This window comes from Stutzerimonas stutzeri (assembly GCF_000219605.1).
In the GTDB taxonomy this organism is placed as follows: Bacteria; Pseudomonadota; Gammaproteobacteria; order Pseudomonadales; family Pseudomonadaceae; genus Stutzerimonas; species Stutzerimonas stutzeri.
This window is the reverse complement of record NC_015740.1, coordinates 361,019-376,762: the sequence shown is the minus strand read 5'-3', so window position 1 is coordinate 376,762 and position 15,744 is coordinate 361,019. Positions and strand designations below refer to the sequence as shown.

Annotated in this window: 15 protein-coding genes; 5 read left to right on the top strand and 10 right to left on the bottom strand. The window is 64.7% G+C overall.

What is annotated here, in order from left to right; all coding sequences use genetic code 11:
* Positions 1-140: 140 nt before the first annotated feature.
* Positions 141-1,769, bottom strand: a complete 1,629-nt coding sequence (locus PSTAB_RS01635) for a methyl-accepting chemotaxis protein (RefSeq protein ID WP_013981456.1) — start codon at positions 1,767-1,769, stop codon at positions 141-143.
* Positions 1,750-1,917, bottom strand: a complete 168-nt coding sequence (locus PSTAB_RS21750) for a hypothetical protein (RefSeq protein WP_013981455.1) — start codon at positions 1,915-1,917, stop codon at positions 1,750-1,752. The genes PSTAB_RS01635 and PSTAB_RS21750 overlap by 20 nt, the downstream gene beginning before the upstream one ends.
* A 192-nt stretch (positions 1,918-2,109) precedes the next feature.
* Here PSTAB_RS21750 and PSTAB_RS01630 point away from each other — a divergent pair, with 192 nt between their 5' ends.
* Positions 2,110-4,131: an FIST N-terminal domain-containing protein gene (locus PSTAB_RS01630; protein WP_013981454.1), complete on the top strand. Its 2,022-nt coding sequence runs from the start codon at positions 2,110-2,112 to the stop codon at positions 4,129-4,131.
* On the opposite strand, the gene PSTAB_RS01625 is transcribed toward PSTAB_RS01630, so the two are convergent.
* Positions 4,128-6,053 carry a RecQ family ATP-dependent DNA helicase gene (locus tag PSTAB_RS01625; protein ID WP_013981453.1) on the bottom strand — a complete coding sequence of 642 codons (1,926 nt, stop codon included), beginning with the start codon at positions 6,051-6,053 and terminating at the stop codon, positions 4,128-4,130. The genes PSTAB_RS01630 and PSTAB_RS01625 overlap by 4 nt on opposite strands.
* A 294-nt stretch (positions 6,054-6,347) precedes the next feature.
* On the opposite strand from PSTAB_RS01625, the gene PSTAB_RS01620 reads away from it, so the two are divergent.
* Entirely contained in the window at positions 6,348-6,590 is a 243-nt protein-coding gene (locus tag PSTAB_RS01620) for a DUF2790 domain-containing protein (protein WP_013981452.1), read from the top strand.
* Between the two features lie 74 nt (positions 6,591-6,664).
* Here the strand turns inward: PSTAB_RS01620 and PSTAB_RS01615 are convergent, their stop codons facing one another.
* The 3 genes from PSTAB_RS01615 to hslO form a co-directional block, all read right to left on the bottom strand.
* Positions 6,665-7,267, bottom strand: a complete 603-nt coding sequence (locus tag PSTAB_RS01615; protein ID WP_013981451.1) for a nitroreductase family protein — start codon at positions 7,265-7,267, stop codon at positions 6,665-6,667.
* A gap of 162 nt (positions 7,268-7,429) precedes the next feature.
* Complete coding sequence (locus PSTAB_RS01610) at positions 7,430-8,974, bottom strand: phosphoenolpyruvate carboxykinase (protein ID WP_013981450.1); 1,545 nt, start codon at positions 8,972-8,974, stop codon at positions 7,430-7,432.
* Between the two features lie 218 nt (positions 8,975-9,192).
* Positions 9,193-10,080 (bottom strand): Hsp33 family molecular chaperone HslO, encoded by an 888-nt coding sequence (gene hslO, locus PSTAB_RS01605; RefSeq protein ID WP_013981449.1) that lies wholly within the window; start codon positions 10,078-10,080, stop codon positions 9,193-9,195.
* Between the two features lie 195 nt (positions 10,081-10,275).
* On the opposite strand from hslO, the gene PSTAB_RS01600 reads away from it, so the two are divergent.
* Positions 10,276-11,067, top strand: a complete 792-nt coding sequence (locus tag PSTAB_RS01600) for a phosphatase PAP2 family protein (RefSeq protein ID WP_013981448.1) — start codon at positions 10,276-10,278, stop codon at positions 11,065-11,067.
* Here PSTAB_RS01600 and PSTAB_RS01595 read toward each other — a convergent pair.
* Entirely contained in the window at positions 11,064-11,462 is a 399-nt protein-coding gene (locus PSTAB_RS01595) for an RNA-binding S4 domain-containing protein (protein ID WP_013981447.1), read from the bottom strand. The two genes, PSTAB_RS01600 and PSTAB_RS01595, sit on opposite strands and share 4 nt — an antisense overlap.
* 101 nt (positions 11,463-11,563) lie before the next feature.
* Between PSTAB_RS01595 and rimB the strand changes: the two genes are divergently transcribed.
* Together rimB and rimK are read left to right on the top strand one after the other, a co-directional pair.
* Positions 11,564-12,031 (top strand): retropepsin-like aspartic endopeptidase RimB, encoded by a 468-nt coding sequence (gene rimB, locus PSTAB_RS01590; protein ID WP_011911527.1) that lies wholly within the window; start codon positions 11,564-11,566, stop codon positions 12,029-12,031.
* A complete protein-coding gene (rimK, locus tag PSTAB_RS01585; RefSeq protein WP_011911526.1) occupies positions 12,028-12,933 on the top strand; it encodes a 30S ribosomal protein S6--L-glutamate ligase in 906 nt (301 codons plus the stop codon). Before rimB ends, rimK begins: the two co-directional genes overlap by 4 nt.
* 22 nt (positions 12,934-12,955) lie before the next feature.
* Here the strand turns inward: rimK and PSTAB_RS01580 are convergent, their stop codons facing one another.
* The 3 genes from PSTAB_RS01580 to PSTAB_RS01570 form a co-directional block, all read right to left on the bottom strand.
* The gene (locus tag PSTAB_RS01580; protein WP_013981446.1) at positions 12,956-14,287 is read right to left on the bottom strand and encodes an ATP-binding protein; all 1,332 of its coding nucleotides are present in this window, start codon (positions 14,285-14,287) and stop codon (positions 12,956-12,958) included.
* A gap of 76 nt (positions 14,288-14,363) precedes the next feature.
* On the bottom strand, positions 14,364-15,098 hold the full coding sequence (gene ompR / locus PSTAB_RS01575; protein ID WP_013981445.1) for an osmolarity response regulator transcription factor OmpR: 735 nt from the start codon (positions 15,096-15,098) through the stop codon (positions 14,364-14,366).
* A 114-nt stretch (positions 15,099-15,212) separates the two neighbouring features.
* Complete coding sequence (locus tag PSTAB_RS01570) at positions 15,213-15,599, bottom strand: diacylglycerol kinase (protein WP_013981444.1); 387 nt, start codon at positions 15,597-15,599, stop codon at positions 15,213-15,215.
* Positions 15,600-15,744 lie beyond the last annotated feature (145 nt).

The window sequence follows — 15,744 nt, the reverse complement described above, 5'->3', positions numbered from 1 at the left end:
ACAGACGAACCCTGCCGTCGGGTTAGGCGCCCTCAGCTACGCGGTCGGACTGCTGCTGGTGCTTGTCCTGAGCCTACTCCTGCTGCCTGCGGACAGCGGCTTGGGCAGGTTGTTGTGGGGGTCGTTGTAGTACGACGCGATCACGTACGGAACCGCCCGACCAGGTCAGCCAGCGTCTTAGCCAAGCCGGAAAGCTGTTGGCTGGCGAGCTTGCCCTGGGATGAATAGGTCGCCGCCTCATTCGACAGATCGCGGATGTCAGTGATGTTGCGGGCAATCTCCTCCGTGACGCAGCTCTGCTCCTCACATGCAGTAGCGATCTGCGCGGCCATGTCGTTGATGCGCTGTACCGACGCCTCTGCCAGCACCTGATCGACCCCCTCGGCCCGTTCGACACTGTCGCGCGCCTTGCTGCTGCCGGTATGCATCGCCTGCACCGCATTGTCGACGCCGCTCTGCAGCCGCTCGATGCGGGACTGGATATCCTTGGTCGAGTCCTGCGTCCGCGCCGCCAGCGCCCTCACCTCATCGGCCACGACAGCAAAGCCGCGGCCCTGCTCGCCAGCGCGCGCCGCCTCGATGGCAGCATTGAGCGCGAGCAGATTAGTCTGCTCGGCAATACCACGGATCACCTCGAGAACCGCTCCGATGCTGGCGGTCTCGTCGGCCAGCGCGCCGATGGTCTGCGACGCGCCTTCGACATCCTGCGCCAGTTGGCGGATCGATTGAATGGTGCTGCCGACCACCGCCGCGCCTTGGTTGGACTGCATATGTGCCGCATGCGCGGCGTCCGAAGCATGCTGCGCGTTGAGCGCAACCTCATGCACCGCCGCGCTCATTTCGGTCGCTGCCGTAGTCACCTGATCGACGGCGGCGTGTTCGCTGCTGATCAGGCGGTCATTGGTCTCAGCCATGCTGGCCATGCCACGAGCAGCGGTTTCGACCTCGGCAGTGACGCGTCCAACCTCCGCGATCAACGGCTGTAGCTTGTCGAGAAAGCGGTTAAAGGCTGTGCCGAGCTGGCCCAGTTCATCGGCAGAGCGCACCTCAAGGCGAGCCCGCAGGTCGCCATCGCCTTCGGCGATCTGCTGCAGGCGGTCAAGCAGCCGCCGCATCGGCCGCAGCACCACCAACGGGAGGCCAAGAACCAGCACAACGCAGCCTAGCAGGCCGATCAGCAACACCACCCCTTGCTGGGTCGCGGTGGCCGCGCCCTCGGCCAACGCGGCCTGGCCCTCGGCATCGGCTGCAGCCTCTTCCAGTTCGCCGAGCTTGTCGATGGCATCGCGCATGGCGTCGAAGCGCGATTCGCTGTCGCCAAAGCTCAATGCACTGGCAGCCTGAGGATTCTGTTCGACCTGCTCTATTACACGCTTGGACACCGTCGACCATTGCTCGAAACCGCGGTTGAACTGCTCGACCAGGGCCAGCGCGTCGCGGCCGGGCTGCATGGCAGCATATTTCTGCACCCGATCGTAGGCCTGCTTGAGGTTCTCCGCGTGGCTGGCTTTGAGCGCCTGGACGTGTGCGCCGGCATCGCTGTCCAGCAAACTGCGCTCGGCGACGAAAGCCTGATAGAGATCGCGGTCGGCATTGAGCAGCAAGCCGATCGCTGGTAGATGCCGAGTAGCCAGCAACTCGCTGGAATCTGCGACTCGCTCAATGCCACGCATACCGACGGCGCCCATCAGCACCAGCAGAATGGCAAGCGCAGAGATAGGCAGAGTGATTTTCCAACGGAATCCGAGATCACTGAACAGGCGAGTCATGGCATCGCTCCTTGGGAGGCTTGTCCTTGGCTATCGGCCGCAACGTCTGCGGCAAGAGGTCGCTGGTCGACAATTGCATAACCACAGCAACCGGCAGTTGAGCCATATCAAACGCCGTCACTGACAAAAGCGTGGCCAGGTTGCCCATTCAGTACTTCCGGATGAAGACCATGGTGGTATGGCGATCCCCGGCTCGGCGGCCGATAACCTGGCTGTCAGCGACGCCACCGCACGGCCTACAGAGCGCCGTTCCGGCTGCCGATAACGATGAACAGCCTGCGATGGCTAGTGCGGGAGCGGCCGAGTTTCCCGCTCCGTCCCTCAAGCGTGAGTACTGCCCATGATTTCGTTCTCCCGTTTCAAGCCTGGCCATACGCAATCCAGCGGTACGGCGAGCCTGCTCTGCACGGCGTCGCAACTGAGTCAGCAGTTAACGGCCCTGCGCTTCGAGCCGACATACATCGCCGGTTTCGTCTCGCCGCACGTCGACCTGGACGCTGTCGCGCGGCAGGTATCGCAGCGCTTTCCACGGGCGACGATCAGCCTGTGCACCACTGCCGGCGAGCTGTCCAGCGAGGGCCAGCGGCTCTACTGCGCCGCCGGCGCGCAATGGGATCGGGTGGTATTGCAGCTGTTCGACGCCAGCGTCATCGCGGCCGCGGAGATCGTCCGGGTACCGCTGGAGTGCGAGGATATCCGCGGCCAGGGCCAGCGCCTGCCCATGAGCGAGCGCATCGCCCGGCTCACGGCATCGATCAAGCGCGTTCAGGTATCGATGAAGATCGACTACCGCGACACCCTGGCCAACATCTTCTTCGACGGCCTGTCCGCCTCGGAGTCGTTCTTCATGGAAGCGCTGTACGAGTCCGGGCGCTTCCCCTGTCTGTTCGTCGGCGGTTCGGCGGGCGGCAAGCTGGATTTCCAGCGCACGCAGTTGCACGACGGCCAGCGCAGCTACCAGAACCACGCACTGATCGTCTTTCTCAAGTGCGCCCGTAACGTCCGCTTCGGGGTGTTCAAGAGCCAGAACTTCGAGCCCACGCCGCTCAGCCTGAGCGTGCTCAGCGCCTCCCTGGAGGATCGCTACATCAGCCAGGTGGTCGATGCCCGCGGCAACATCCGCAGCATGGTCCAGGCGCTGTGCGAGGCGCTGCGGTGCGCGCCGCAGGAGCTGGAACAGCGGCTCGCCGACTATTCCTTCGCCATCCGCGTCGGCGAGGAGGTGTTCGTTCGTTCGATTTCGCAGATCGACTTCGCCAACGAACGGGTCCACCTGTTCTGCGACGTGGCCCCGGGTGAGGAGCTGATCATGGTCAAGCGTACGCCGCTGGCCGAAACCACCCGCCGCGACTATCAGCAATTCATGCGCAACAAGCCCGGCAAGCCGCTGGTGGGCATCCTCAACGACTGCATCTTGCGCCGGCTGAACAACGAGCAGGCACTCGGCGGCATGGACCCGGTGTTCGATGACGTACCGGTAGCCGGTTACTCGACCTTCGGCGAGATCCTCGGTCTCAATCTCAACCAGACGCTGACCGCGGTGTTCTTCTTCCGCACCAACGGCAAGGACGACTTCCACGACGAATACACCGACAACTTCATCGCCTATCACGGTGAATTCAAGGCGTTCTTCCTGCGTCGGCAGATCAAGAAGCTCACCGGCCTGAGCCAGGTGGTGGTCAAGCAGATCGAGCAGTTCAAGCGCCAGGACTACAGCAGCGCGGTGGACATCAACGGCCTCGACGAACACATCCGCCCGGTGTTCCGTGGCCTGGCCGACCTTGGTCAGGTGCTGTCCCAGGCCGATCATGAGCGGCAATCCATGTCCGAACAGCTGAGCCAGTGCGCCACCGAGCTGCACGGTTCGATGGATGACCTGACGCTGAACATCAACCAGCAGGGCACCGTCATCGAGCAGGCCGGCAGCTCGGTCAAGCAGATGGTTCACCAGGCCGACGAGGTGGTCAGCAGCGCCCGCGACCTGGCGCAGTCGAGCCAGCGAATCCAATCGGTGGTGCAGACCATCCAGCAGATCGCCGGGCAGACCAACCTGCTGGCGCTCAATGCGGCGATCGAGGCAGCGCGTGCCGGCGACATGGGGCGCGGTTTCGCGGTGGTGGCCGACGAGGTGCGCAAGCTCGCCGAAATCACCGGCAGGAACGCCGAGGAGATCGGTACGGATATCGACCGTCTGGCCAGCGAAATCCGCGCGGTGGCGCAGCACATCGAGGCGCAATCGGCGGGCGTCGGCTCGCTTACCGGCCTGCTCGACGCGCTGGAGAACTCCAGCAACCTGACGGCGGACACCTCGCGGCAGACCAAGGGCGTGGCCGACCGGCTGATCGGCCTGACCGCGCGCTAACCCGCCAAGCGCGCACGAACCTCGGCGTAGGGATAGGCCTCCAGCGAGGCGAAGCCGGGGAGCTGGCGCGCCTTGAGCTTGGTGAACACCGGTACGCTGATGCCGCAGAGAAAGCGCGTCAGGCACTCGGCGCTCGGCACACCGCCCTTGAGCTGCGTGTAGCGCTGACTGAATTCGGCGCAGCGGGCGGCCAGGTCGATCTGGTCCAGCGGCGCCAGTGTCGGCGGTTCCGGCAGCTTCGCGACCTGTCCGCGGCAGACAGAGCAATGCCCGCAGTGCAGCGGCGCCTGGTGGTCGCCGAAATAGGCCGCCAGCCGCTGGCTCAGGCATTCGCGGGACTCGAACAGGGCCAGCATGTTGTCGATGCGAGCGATCTCGCTGGCTTCGTGCTCCTTGAAGTAGGCGTGCAGCTCGCCGCTCAGAGCCTCGGCATCGAAGCGCGTGTCGAGCAGCGCGTAGACCTCGGTCATCTGCTTGCTCTCCAGCTCGATCCAGCCCTTCTCCTGGAAATATTCCAGCGCCTTGACCACCCGCGCGCGGTCGGCGCCGTGCTGCCCGTAAAGCGCTTCGAAATCCAGCGTGCACCAGGTCCGCGCCCGCGCCGAGGTGTGCACGATGGCTTCGACGAACTGTCGCCGCTCGCCTTCGAACTTCGCTACCAGCGCCTCGGGCTCGAGCAGGTACTTGAAGCGGTACTCGGCGAAGTAGGCAAAACGCGGTGCGATGATGCCGCGCAGCTCCAGCTGCACCAGCAGGGTTTTCAGCGGCAGCTGGCGGATGTTGCTCTGCTCCGACAGCTGGTTGAGCATCAGCTCCCATTGCCCGCCGGCACCGGCCTGCAGCAGCTCGTCGAGCACGCAGCGGATGCCCTCGCGTTCCGGCGTATCGCCGTAGACGAAGTTCTGCAACACGCTGAGGCTGTCGCGATTGGCCAGCACCAGGCAATCCGAAGCGTTGCCGTCGCGCCCTGCCCGACCAATTTCCTGACTGTAATTTTCCACCGACTTGGGCAGGTCGTAGTGCACCACATTGCGGATATCGGCCTTGTCGATGCCCATGCCGAACGCGATGGTGGCGACGATGCAGTTCAGTTCACCTGCCATGAAGCGCCGCTGGATCGATTCACGCAGCTCGTGCGCCATGCCCGCGTGGTAGGCGCTGGCCGGAAAGCCCCGTTGCGCCAGGTGTTCAGCGATCTGCTCGGCGGTCTTCTGCTGGGTGACGTAGACGATGGTCGGTTGCCCCGCCCTGTCCGTCAGCCATTCCACCAGCCGGCGCTGCTTGTTGAAGCCGCTGACCGGCTCCACCAGCAGATTGAGATTGGGTCGGTAGAAACCGGTGGTCACCACGTCATCCGCTGCAATCGAGAATTTGGCCTGCATGTCGGCGATCACCGGGGGCGTCGCCGTGGCAGTCAGCAGCAGCGCCTGGGGAATGTTGAACTGGCGCTGGTAGTCGGGGAGCTTCAGATAGTCCGGGCGAAAGTTGTGGCCCCACTCGGAGATGCAGTGCGCCTCGTCCACCACCAGCAGGGAGATCGGCACCTGGCTGATGAAGTGGCGGAAGCGCTCGTTCTTCAGCCGTTCCACCGAGATCATCAGGATCTTCAGCTCGCCGGACTTGGCGCGGGCCATGGTCTCGCTCGTCTGCTCGCGGCTCTGCGCCGAGTCGATGCTGGCGGCGGCAATGCCATGGCGGTGAAGGAACGCCAGCTGGTCCTGCATCAGCGCCAGCAAGGGTGAGACCACCAGGGTCAGGTGCGGCAACAGCAGCGCCGGCAGCTGGTAGCACAGGGATTTGCCCGAGCCGGTAGGAAAGATCGCCGCTGCCGAGCGCCCCGCCACTACGGCGCGAATGGCCTGTTCCTGGCCCGGACGCAGGCTGTCGTAGCCAAACGTCTGCCTGAGGGTCTGTTCGATCATGCGGCGTCGCTCCTGTGACGGGAGGCAGGAGGGTAGCAAAAGACAGCAGAGGGCACTGCGCATCGACCCGCCTCGTCGGCCGGGTGCGACGCCGAGGCTTCTTGGGGACGGTGCAGCAGCGGAACGGCCAGGCATTTCCATCAATCGAGCGGATTGGAAACCGCAATTACCGTTAGGCGCCTATCTACTTCTACGATGCCTGAGCTCCTGACAACAAGCACAAGCGACGCCGGGTCAGGTGATCCGGCAGGCAAAAACAGGACGGACCTATGAACCAGAACAGGATGCCCCGCCATGCGTGCAACCCTTATTGCCACTGCCCTGCTGTTTACCTCGCTGGCCCAGGCTGATGATGCCAAGGCTCAGCCCTACACCTACGGCACCCGACTGGATGTCGCCTCGGTGCTGTCGGTGAAGATCAAGCCGACCCCCTACTGCGAGGTGACCGACGCGGAGATGACCTATCGCGATTCCACCGGTACCGAACGCAAGCTGGCCTACCGGACGCTATCCGAGGCCTGCAGGAATCAGAACTGAGCGCCACGAACAGGGACGCTGGGGCCGGGCGGGAGCACGCAACGCGCCGTCCCGCCGGGTCTTGATGAGCGCGATCAGAAGCGGTCGCGAATCACCACCTCGTCGAACGGCAGCTTGCCGACACGCGGCTTCGGCTCGGCGGCGCGCTTGCCCACCGCGACCATCAGCGCGATGACATGGTTGTCCGGCAGGTTGATCAGCTTGCCGACCGCATCGAAATCGAAGCCATCCATGGGGCAGGAATCCAGGCCCTTGGCCCGTGCCGCGAGCATCAGCGTCTGCGCCATCAGACCGCAGCTGCGCATGGCCTCGTCACGCTGCACCTGCGGCTTGCCGCGGTAATAGGCATCGATGGCGCCGGCCATGTAGTCCTGCACCTCGCTCGGTGCGCCTTCCCAGACGCGGCGGACATTCTTTTCCCAGCTGTCGACCTGGGCGCAGATCACCACCAGCATCGAGGCGTCGGTCATCTGCGCCTGATTCCAGCCCACCTCGCGGATCTGCGCGCGCAGCGCCGGGTCGCTGACCTCGACGAACCGCACATGCTGCAGATTGAAGGCAGAAGGCGCCAGAAGCGCCAGTTGCAGCAGCTCGTCCTTTTCTTCACGGCTCAGCTGGAAGCTGGGGTCGTAGGCCTTAACGGCGCGGCGGGTGCGAATGGCTTCTTCGGTATGCATGGCGAGTCCTCACAGGAGAAAGGTGGCGCCATGCTAAGGGTGTCGACCGATCGAATCCACGGGACTTCACCGATCACAATCATCGAGCCGCTCGATGCGTTTCCGGTGCTGCATAAACGAAAAGCCGCCCGAAGGCGGCTTTTCGATGACTCGGCAGGCAGCTTAGAGCTGCGGACCGGCGTTGCGGATGGCGTCGGAAACATCGAACTTCTTGAAGTTCTCGATGAACTTGCCTGCCAGCTCCTTCGCGGCCTGGTCGTAGGCGCTCTTGTCGACCCAGGTGTTGCGCGGGTTCAGCAGCTGGGTATCGACACCGGCAACGGTCTTCGGCACATCCAGGTTGATGATCGGCAGGTGCTCGGTTTCGGCACCGATCAGCGCGCCGCTCTGGATCGCGGCGATCACCGCACGGGTGGTCGGAATGTTGAAGCGCTTGCCGACACCGTAGCCACCACCGGTCCAACCGGTGTTGACCAGATAGACCTTGGAGCCGAAGCCGTTGATGCGCTTGATCAGCAGCTCGGCATATTCACCGGCCGGACGCGGGAAGAACGGCGCACCGAAGCAGGTGGAGAAGGTCGACTTGATGCCGCTACCCGAACCCATTTCGGTGGAACCGACCAGCGCGGTGTAGCCGGACAGGAAGTGGTAGGCAGCCTGCTCGTTGTTCAGGATCGACACGGGCGGCAGTACGCCGGTCAGGTCGCAGGTCAGGAAGATCACCGCATTCGGCTCGCCGCCGAGGTTCTTCTCGGAACGCTTCTCGACATGCTGCAGCGGGTAGGCCGCGCGGCTGTTCTGGGTCAGGCTGGCATCGGCGTAGTCCGGCAGACGGGTGCGCTCGTCGAGCACCACGTTCTCCAGTACGGCACCGAACTTGATGGCCTTCCAGATCACCGGCTCGTTCTTCTCGGACAGGTCGATGCACTTGGCGTAGCAACCGCCTTCGATGTTGAACACGCGGCCAACGCCCCAGCCGTGTTCGTCGTCACCGATCAGGTAGCGGCTCTCGTCGGCCGACAGGGTGGTCTTGCCGGTACCGGACAGACCGAAGAACAGGGTGGTGTCGCCGTCTTCGCCGATGTTGGCGGCGCAGTGCATCGGCAGCACGTCGACGTCCGGCAGCAGGAAGTTCTGCACGGAGAACATGGCTTTCTTCATTTCACCGGCGTACTGCATGCCGGCGATCAGCACCTTCTTCTCGGCGAAGTTGATGATCACGCAGCCATCGGAATTGGTGCCGTCACGCTCGGGTACGCACTGGAAGAACGGGGCGTTGAGGATGCGCCACTCGCTCAGACCGGCCGGGTTGAACTGCTCGGGGGTGATGAACAGGCAGCGGCCGAACAGGTTGTGCCAGGCGGTCTCGGTGGTCATCTTGACCGGCAGGTAGTGCTCGGGATCGGCACCGACATGGACATGGGACACGAAGCTGTCACGCTCGCCGATATAGGCTTCGACGCGGCTCCACAGGGCTTCGAAGTTGCCCGCCGGGAACGGACGGTTGATCGGGCCCCAGGCGATCTTGTGCTGGGTGCTCGGCTCTTCGACGATGAAGCGGTCAGCCGGAGAACGACCCGTGCGGTGCCCGGTCTTCACCACCAGAGAGCCATTGGCGGACAGTTCGCCCTCTCCGCGCTTGACGGCTTCTTCAATCAGTTGAGCGGTGCTGATGTCGGTGTACACGGCGTTGGTGGCTTGCGTCATGAGTGTTCCCGTCGGCCCTGGGCCGATTCCTCCATGCTGTTGTAGCCCGCCAAAGAGCGAACTACATCGAAAAAGTGCGCGCGATTATGCCAGATAATGCGCCGCGCTGGGTATGAGGCCGTGATGGCCAAATAGTTCACTGCCCGAGTGCAGGTCCATCCCTGCCTCATTCCCGGCCGCCGCGGCAGCAGGCAGACGACCGGAACGTCGCACGTCGATCAGTGCCGGGTATCCGACGGCGCGTCGCTGCCACCACCGGCGAAAAGCTGAGCCACATCCGCCGCGTCGTAGGTGTATTTCTCGTTGCAGAACTGGCAATCGATGCTGACCGAACCGCCCTGCTCCGCCACCAGCTGCAGGGCGTCTTCCTCGCCCAGGCTGACCAGCGCGCGGGCCGAGCGCTCGCGCGAGCAGCTGCAGCGGAAGCGGATCGGCAGTGCATCGAACAGGCGCAGTTGCTCCTGGTGATAGAGCCGATGCAGCAGCGTCTCGCTGTCCAGCCCCAGCAGTTCCTCGGCGGTCAGGGTGTCGGCCAGGGTACGCAGGTGCTCCCAGCTGGCGTCACGCTCCTCCGGATCCTTGAGCCGGTCGGCCGGCAGCTGTTGCAGCAGCAGGCCGCAGGCGCGGCGGCTGTCGGCATTGAGCCAGAAGCGCGTCGGCAACTGTTCCGAGGCCGCGAAGTAGTTGGTCAGGCATTCGGCGAGCGTGGCCCCTTCAAGATCGACGATGCCCTGGTAGCGCTGGCCATTGGCCGGGTCGATGGTGATCGCCAGCATGCCTTCGGGCATCAGCTCGGTCAGGGTGGCGTCCGGCTGGATCTGCTCGGCGTGATAGCGGGCGATGCCACGCACCTCGCGGGCGCTGGAGCACTCGACCATCAGCAGCGGCACGGCGCCACTGGAGCGGGCCTGGAGAATCAGCAGCCCGTCGAACTTGAGCGTGCCGACCAATAGCGCGGCCGCGGCCAGCAGCTCGCCGAGCAACTGGGCCACAGGCTCTGGATAAGTGTGTTTGGCCAGCACGTGCTGGTAGCTTTCCTCGAGCGTGGCGATCTCGCCGCGAACATCGGAATCATCGAAGAGAAAACGCTGGGTTTGATCGGGCATAGCCGGAAAGCTCACAGGTACGGCGGAGGAAGCGGCAATTTTAGGCGCAAAGCCGGCCCGGACCAAGGGCGGGCGCCGGACGGGCTGCCAGACAGCCGCAAGCTGAACGCTGGCTGAACGGCTCGCAGGTAGTCAGGACAGCCGCAACGGCAGGCTCTAGCATCGCGCGCCATCGCAACCCCACGGACGATCCTCATGCCCGTGACCACGCCCCAGGCGCGCTGGCGCCCACTGTCTTGGTTCATCAGCCATCTGCTCGCCGGGCTGCTGCTGCTCAGCTGGCTCTCGCCCATCAGCCGCCCGTTCTGGGATGCCTTCGACGAGTCGGCCTTTCATCTGCTCAACGGCTCGCTGGGCCACCAGGCCTGGTGGGACTGGCTGTGGGCACTGGCCAGCGTTCGCGTGTTCGACATCCTCGTCGGCGCACTGCTGCTGACCCTGCTGATCCGCCGCGACTGGCTGTTCGCTCAGCACCAGCTGCGCCCGGCGCTGTTCACCTTTGTCGCCCTGCTGCTGGTGTTGCTGGTAATTCGCGTGCTGGTGACCAAGCTTGCCGGCCACTTCGGCTGGCAGCACGCCAGTCCATCGCTCGAGATCGCTGGCGCCTATCACCTGAGCGACCACTTTCCGCTGCTGGAGCGGGTGTTCGAACTAAAGGATCGTTCCAGCCGCAGCTTCCCCGGCGATCACGCCTCGGTGCTGCTGATCTGGGGACTGTTCATGGCGCTGTTCGCCCGCGGCGGCCGTCTGGCACTGGTGCTCGGCATCACCGTACTGTTCATGCTGCCGCGGCTGGTGGCCGGCGCCCACTGGGTCAGCGATGACTTCGTCGGCGGACTGCTGATCGCCTTGCTGGCCATCGGCTGGGGCTATTGCACACCACTGGGCGCGCACCTCGCTGCCCTGCTGCAGTGGCTGGCCCGTGCGCCCATGCAGCTGGCCGCCAGGCTGCCACTGCTGCGCCAGCTGGCGGTGCTGCGTGACTAACCGGGCTTGAAGTCACGCAGCAGCTGGATCTGCCGGCGCTGCTTCTTGCTCGGCCGGCCGTCGGTCTGCATGCCGAGGGCACCCGCCTTGCGCAGCGCAGCCGCCTCCTCGCGCGCCGCCAGGCTCTGTGCGTTTTCTTCGTAGAGCGTCTGCGCCTCGGGAGCACCACGGCGCACCGCCGACAACGCGCGGATGACCACCGTGCGCTCGTCGAAGCCGCTGCGGATCACCAGTTCATCGCCCACCTTTGGTTCCTTGCTCGGCTTGCAGCGCTCGCCCCGGCAGTGCACCTTGCCACCTTCGATGGCCGCCTTGGCCAGTGCACGAGTCTTGAAGAAGCGTGCGGCCCATAGCCACTTGTCCAGGCGTACCTTGTCGTCGTCTTTTTCGGCCATCGTCCAACTCAGTCTCGTATCGGTCGTTCCAGGGTGTTACAGACGGATGCAGTTGTCATTCACGCCGACTAGAATGCCGGCAAATTCTTCGGACTCTCCCCTTGAAGAAACTCGACCCCCATACCGTGATCGGTCTGCGTGAATGGATCGCCCTGCCGGATCTCGGCGTGGTGGGCCTGCGCGCCAAGGTCGATACCGGGGCCAGCACCTCGGCGCTGCACGCCACCGACATCAGCGAATTCGAACGCGATGGGCAGCGCTGGGTTCGCTTCACTGCGCACCTGGGCACGCTGGTGCAGCGCCGCCATCGCTGCGAGGCGCCGCTGGTCACCCGCAAGCTCATCAAGAGTTCCAATGGCCAGGTCCAGACCCGCTACGTGGTGCGCACCCTGCTGGCGCTGGGCAGCCATGTCTGGCCGGTGGAATTCACCCTGACCTGCCGCAAGACCATGCGCTACCGCCTGCTGCTCGGCTCCAAGGCGCTGGTCGACGGCCAATGGCTGATCGATCCGTCGCGAACCTATATCCAGGACAAACCCCAGATCCTCACTTCTTCCGGTGCTCAATGAAAATCGCCGTGCTGTCGCGCAATCCGCGCCTGTATTCCACCCGTCGTCTGGTCGAAGCCGGCGAGCAGCGTGGCCATGAAGTGGTGGTGATCGATACGCTGCGCGCGTACATGAACATTGCCAGTCACAAGCCGCAGATCCACTACCGCGGCAAGCCGCTGGAGGGCTTCGACGCGGTGATCCCGCGCATCGGCGCCTCGGTGACGTTCTATGGCTGCGCGGTGCTGCGCCAGTTCGAGATGCAGGGGGTGTTCCCGCTCAACGAGTCGGTGGCCATCGCCCGCTCGCGCGACAAGCTGCGCGCCCTGCAACTGCTGTCGCGCCGCGGTGTCGGCCTGCCGGTGACCGGCTTCGCCCACTCGCCGGACGACATCCCCGACCTGATCCGCATGGTCAACGGCGCCCCGCTGGTGATCAAGGTGCTGGAAGGCACCCAGGGCATCGGCGTGGTGCTCTGCGAAACCGAGAAGGCCGCCGAGTCGGTGATCGAGGCCTTCATGGGCCTCAAGCAGGACATCATGGTGCAGGAGTACATCAAGGAAGCCGGCGGCGCCGATATCCGCTGCTTCGTGGTTGGCGACAAGGTCATCGCCGCGATGAAGCGTCAGGCCAAGCCTGGGGAATTCCGCTCCAACTTGCATCGCGGTGGCTCCGCCAGCCTGATCAAGATCACCCCGGAAGAGCGCATGACCGCCATTCGCGCCGCCAAGGTGATGGGCCTGAACGTCGCCGGCGTCGACATCCTGCGCTCCAACCACGGTCCGTTGGTGATGGAGGTGAACTCTTCGCCGGGCCTGGCCGGGATCGAGGAAACCACCGGCAAGGACGTCGCCGGGCTGATCATCCAGTACCTGGAAAAGAACGGCGGCCCGCACCTGACTCGCACCAAGGGCAAGGGCTAATCCCACCGCGCTGCGAGCCGGCTTATTCGGCCGGCTTGCCCTGCACCGCATCGCGCGGCAGCAGCAGCCCCAGCGGCAGGCTGACCCGCGCTTCCAGACCACCGCCCTCGCGATTGCGCAACTCGACCACCCCGCCATGCTGCGAGGCGATGCGCTTGACGATCGCCAGGCCCAGCCCGGCGCCCTGCCCGCCACGGGCACGATCGCCGCGAATGAACGGATTGAAGATGCCTTCCAGCTCGGCCGGATCGACCCCCGGGCCACGGTCCAGCACGCTGAGCACCACGTAGGGCGCGTGCTGGTCGCCGGAGACATAGGCAGCCACTTCGACGCCGCCGCCTGCGTAACGCAGGGCGTTCTCGATCAGGTTCACCAGCAGGCGCTTGATGGACACCCGGCGCAGGGCGAACGGCGGCATCGGCTCGACGCACAGGCGCACGGTTTCCTGCTGCTGGTTATAGGGTGCTACCACCTCGCGGATCAGCTCGGCAAGGTCGGTGGTTTCCACCGGCTCGTCACTGCCATCGCGGACAAAGGCGAGAAACTGGTCGAGGATGGCGTTCATGTCCTCGACGTCGCGGATCATGTCCTCGGTCAGCTCGTCATCACTGTCCATCAGCTCCAGCGACAGGCGCAGGCGCGTCAGCGGCGTGCGCAAATCGTGGGACACCCCGGCCAGCATCAGCTCGCGCTCGCGACCGGCCTGCTCGACATCTTCGGCCATCTGGTTGAAGGCACGGTAGACCTCGGTCATCTCGCTCGGCGTGTCGCTGATCGGCAGGCGGACGCGCCGGCCCTTGCCGATCTGCCGCGCGGCGAACACCAGCCGCTTGAGCGGCAGGTTGAGCTGACTGACGAAGATCCAGGCCGCGCCGGTGGACAGCAGGCCGATGCCCAGGAACCAGCCGAGCACGCTCCAGATGCGCTGGCCGCGCAGCGGATAGGCATAGAGCGGCACCTGCACCCAGTCCGGCCCCAGATTCGGCGCGCGCACCCAGATCGCCGTGGACGGCTGGATGCGCACGCGCACCTCGGTGTCGTCGCCCAGTTCGTCGCGCATCTGGCGCTGGAAGATCTCGGTGTAGGGCCAGTGATACTCGCTGCGCGGCACGTTCTGCTCGGCCACCAGTTGCAGGCCGGCGGCTCGGCCGATGCGGTCGCGGTCCTCCAGGTCGGCAGCCCAGTAGGCGCGCAGGGTCAGCGCCGCCCCGTGGCTATACTGGCGGTCCACCAGCACGTCCTCGTTGGTCATCAGATAGACCAGGGTGAGGACCTTGGAGAACAGCACCACGATCAGCACCATCCACAGGGTGCGGGCGAAGAAGCTTTGCGGGAACCAGAGCGGGGTCTTCATGAAAAAGCGGCGGCACGCCTCGGGCTGCGGGTAACGAGGCTATCGCGCCCGCAGCCGGTGGCACGCCGTGGTCGACTCACTTGTTGCCGTCCGGCACGAACACGTAACCCACACCCCAGACGGTCTGGATGTAGCGCGGCTTGGACGGGTCCGGCTCGATCAGCCGGCGCAGGCGGGATATCTGCACGTCGATGGAGCGCTCCAGCGCATCCCACTCGCGGCCGCGGGCGAGGTTCATCAGCTTGTCCCGGGTCAGCGGCTCGCGAGCGTGCTGCACCAGCGCCTTGAGCACCGCGAACTCACCGGTGGTGAGCATGTGCACCTCGTTGCCCTTCTTCAGCTCGCGGGTCGCCAGCGACAGCTCGTATTCGCCGAAGGTGACGGTCTCGTCCTCGCTGGCCGGGGCGCCGGGCACCTGCGGCGCCTGCCGGCGCAGCACCGCACGGATGCGCGCGAGCAGTTCGCGAGGGTTGAACGGCTTGGCCAGGTAGTCGTCGGCGCCCTGCTCCAGGCCCTGGATGCGGCTGGCCTCGTCGCCCTTGGCGGTGAGCATGATGATCGGGATCTGGTTGTTCGCCTCACGCAGCCGGCGGCAGGCGGACAGCCCGTCCTCGCCCGGCATCATCAGGTCCAGCACCACCAGCTGAAACAGCTCGCGACTGAGCAGGCGGTCCATCTGCTCGGTGTTTTCCACGGTACGGACGCGGTAGCCCTGCTCGTCGAGAAAGCGCTCGAGCAGACGCCGCAGACGGGCATCGTCATCGACGATAAGGATCTTTTCGCCTTTGTTGGCTTGCGCAGTGCTGCTCATGGAAACTCCCAGATGGTCGACGGCGCATTATTGCGCAGTGTGGTTCGGCCCTACTGACAGCCATTGTTAGCAGATTTTTCGCGCAACCGTCTTGCCCCGCGCGCCTCGGAGGCTTCAGAGCAGGACGGCGAGCCAGACGACGGCAATGGAAATGAGCCCGAGCAGCTGAGCCGCACTTCCCAGATCCTTCGCGCGCTTGGACAACGGATGGATTTCCAGCGACACCCGATCGACCACTGCCTCGATGGCTGAATTCACCAGTTCGATGGCGAGCGACATCAGCACCGGCAGGACCAGCAGGGCGCGCTCCACGGGGGTGCTGCCGACCATGAAGGCGACAGGAATGAGCACGCAGGCAAGCAGGGCCAGCTGACGAAAGGCCGCCTCATGCCGCCAGGCTGCGGCGAGGCCGGCAAAGGAATAGCCGGCCGCCTTGGCGATGCGCCCAAGCCCCGGTTTGCTCTTGAAGGCAGACGCCTCGTTGGTCGTTTCGACTTTCATCTCTCACCCGCTCGTTCGTGACTGCTCATTCGACTCGTGACCGGCCATCGACCCCCACTGTCGTACGCCGAAGCCACTTGATATCATATTGGCATCAATCAAGGACGATTCAGTTTCCGACGAACAGTCTGGTGACGGTTTAAAG

Bases quoted from the DNA above. Each gene is read 5' to 3' on its own strand.
- PSTAB_RS01635 (WP_013981456.1), bottom strand. From the start codon at position 1,769: ATGACTCGCCTGTTCAGTGATCTCGGATTCCGTTGGAAAATCACTCTG.
- PSTAB_RS21750 (WP_013981455.1), bottom strand. From the start codon at position 1,917: ATGGGCAACCTGGCCACGCTTTTGTCAGTGACGGCGTTTGATATGGCT.
- PSTAB_RS01630 (WP_013981454.1), top strand. From the start codon at position 2,110: ATGATTTCGTTCTCCCGTTTCAAGCCTGGCCATACGCAATCCAGCGGT.
- PSTAB_RS01625 (WP_013981453.1), bottom strand. From the start codon at position 6,053: ATGATCGAACAGACCCTCAGGCAGACGTTTGGCTACGACAGCCTGCGT.
- PSTAB_RS01620 (WP_013981452.1), top strand. From the start codon at position 6,348: ATGCGTGCAACCCTTATTGCCACTGCCCTGCTGTTTACCTCGCTGGCC.
- PSTAB_RS01615 (WP_013981451.1), bottom strand. From the start codon at position 7,267: ATGCATACCGAAGAAGCCATTCGCACCCGCCGCGCCGTTAAGGCCTAC.
- PSTAB_RS01610 (WP_013981450.1), bottom strand. From the start codon at position 8,974: ATGACGCAAGCCACCAACGCCGTGTACACCGACATCAGCACCGCTCAA.
- hslO (WP_013981449.1), bottom strand. From the start codon at position 10,080: ATGCCCGATCAAACCCAGCGTTTTCTCTTCGATGATTCCGATGTTCGC.
- PSTAB_RS01600 (WP_013981448.1), top strand. From the start codon at position 10,276: ATGCCCGTGACCACGCCCCAGGCGCGCTGGCGCCCACTGTCTTGGTTC.
- PSTAB_RS01595 (WP_013981447.1), bottom strand. From the start codon at position 11,462: ATGGCCGAAAAAGACGACGACAAGGTACGCCTGGACAAGTGGCTATGG.
- rimK (WP_011911526.1), top strand. From the start codon at position 12,028: ATGAAAATCGCCGTGCTGTCGCGCAATCCGCGCCTGTATTCCACCCGT.
- PSTAB_RS01580 (WP_013981446.1), bottom strand. From the start codon at position 14,287: ATGAAGACCCCGCTCTGGTTCCCGCAAAGCTTCTTCGCCCGCACCCTG.
- ompR (WP_013981445.1), bottom strand. From the start codon at position 15,098: ATGAGCAGCACTGCGCAAGCCAACAAAGGCGAAAAGATCCTTATCGTC.
- PSTAB_RS01570 (WP_013981444.1), bottom strand. From the start codon at position 15,599: ATGAAAGTCGAAACGACCAACGAGGCGTCTGCCTTCAAGAGCAAACCG.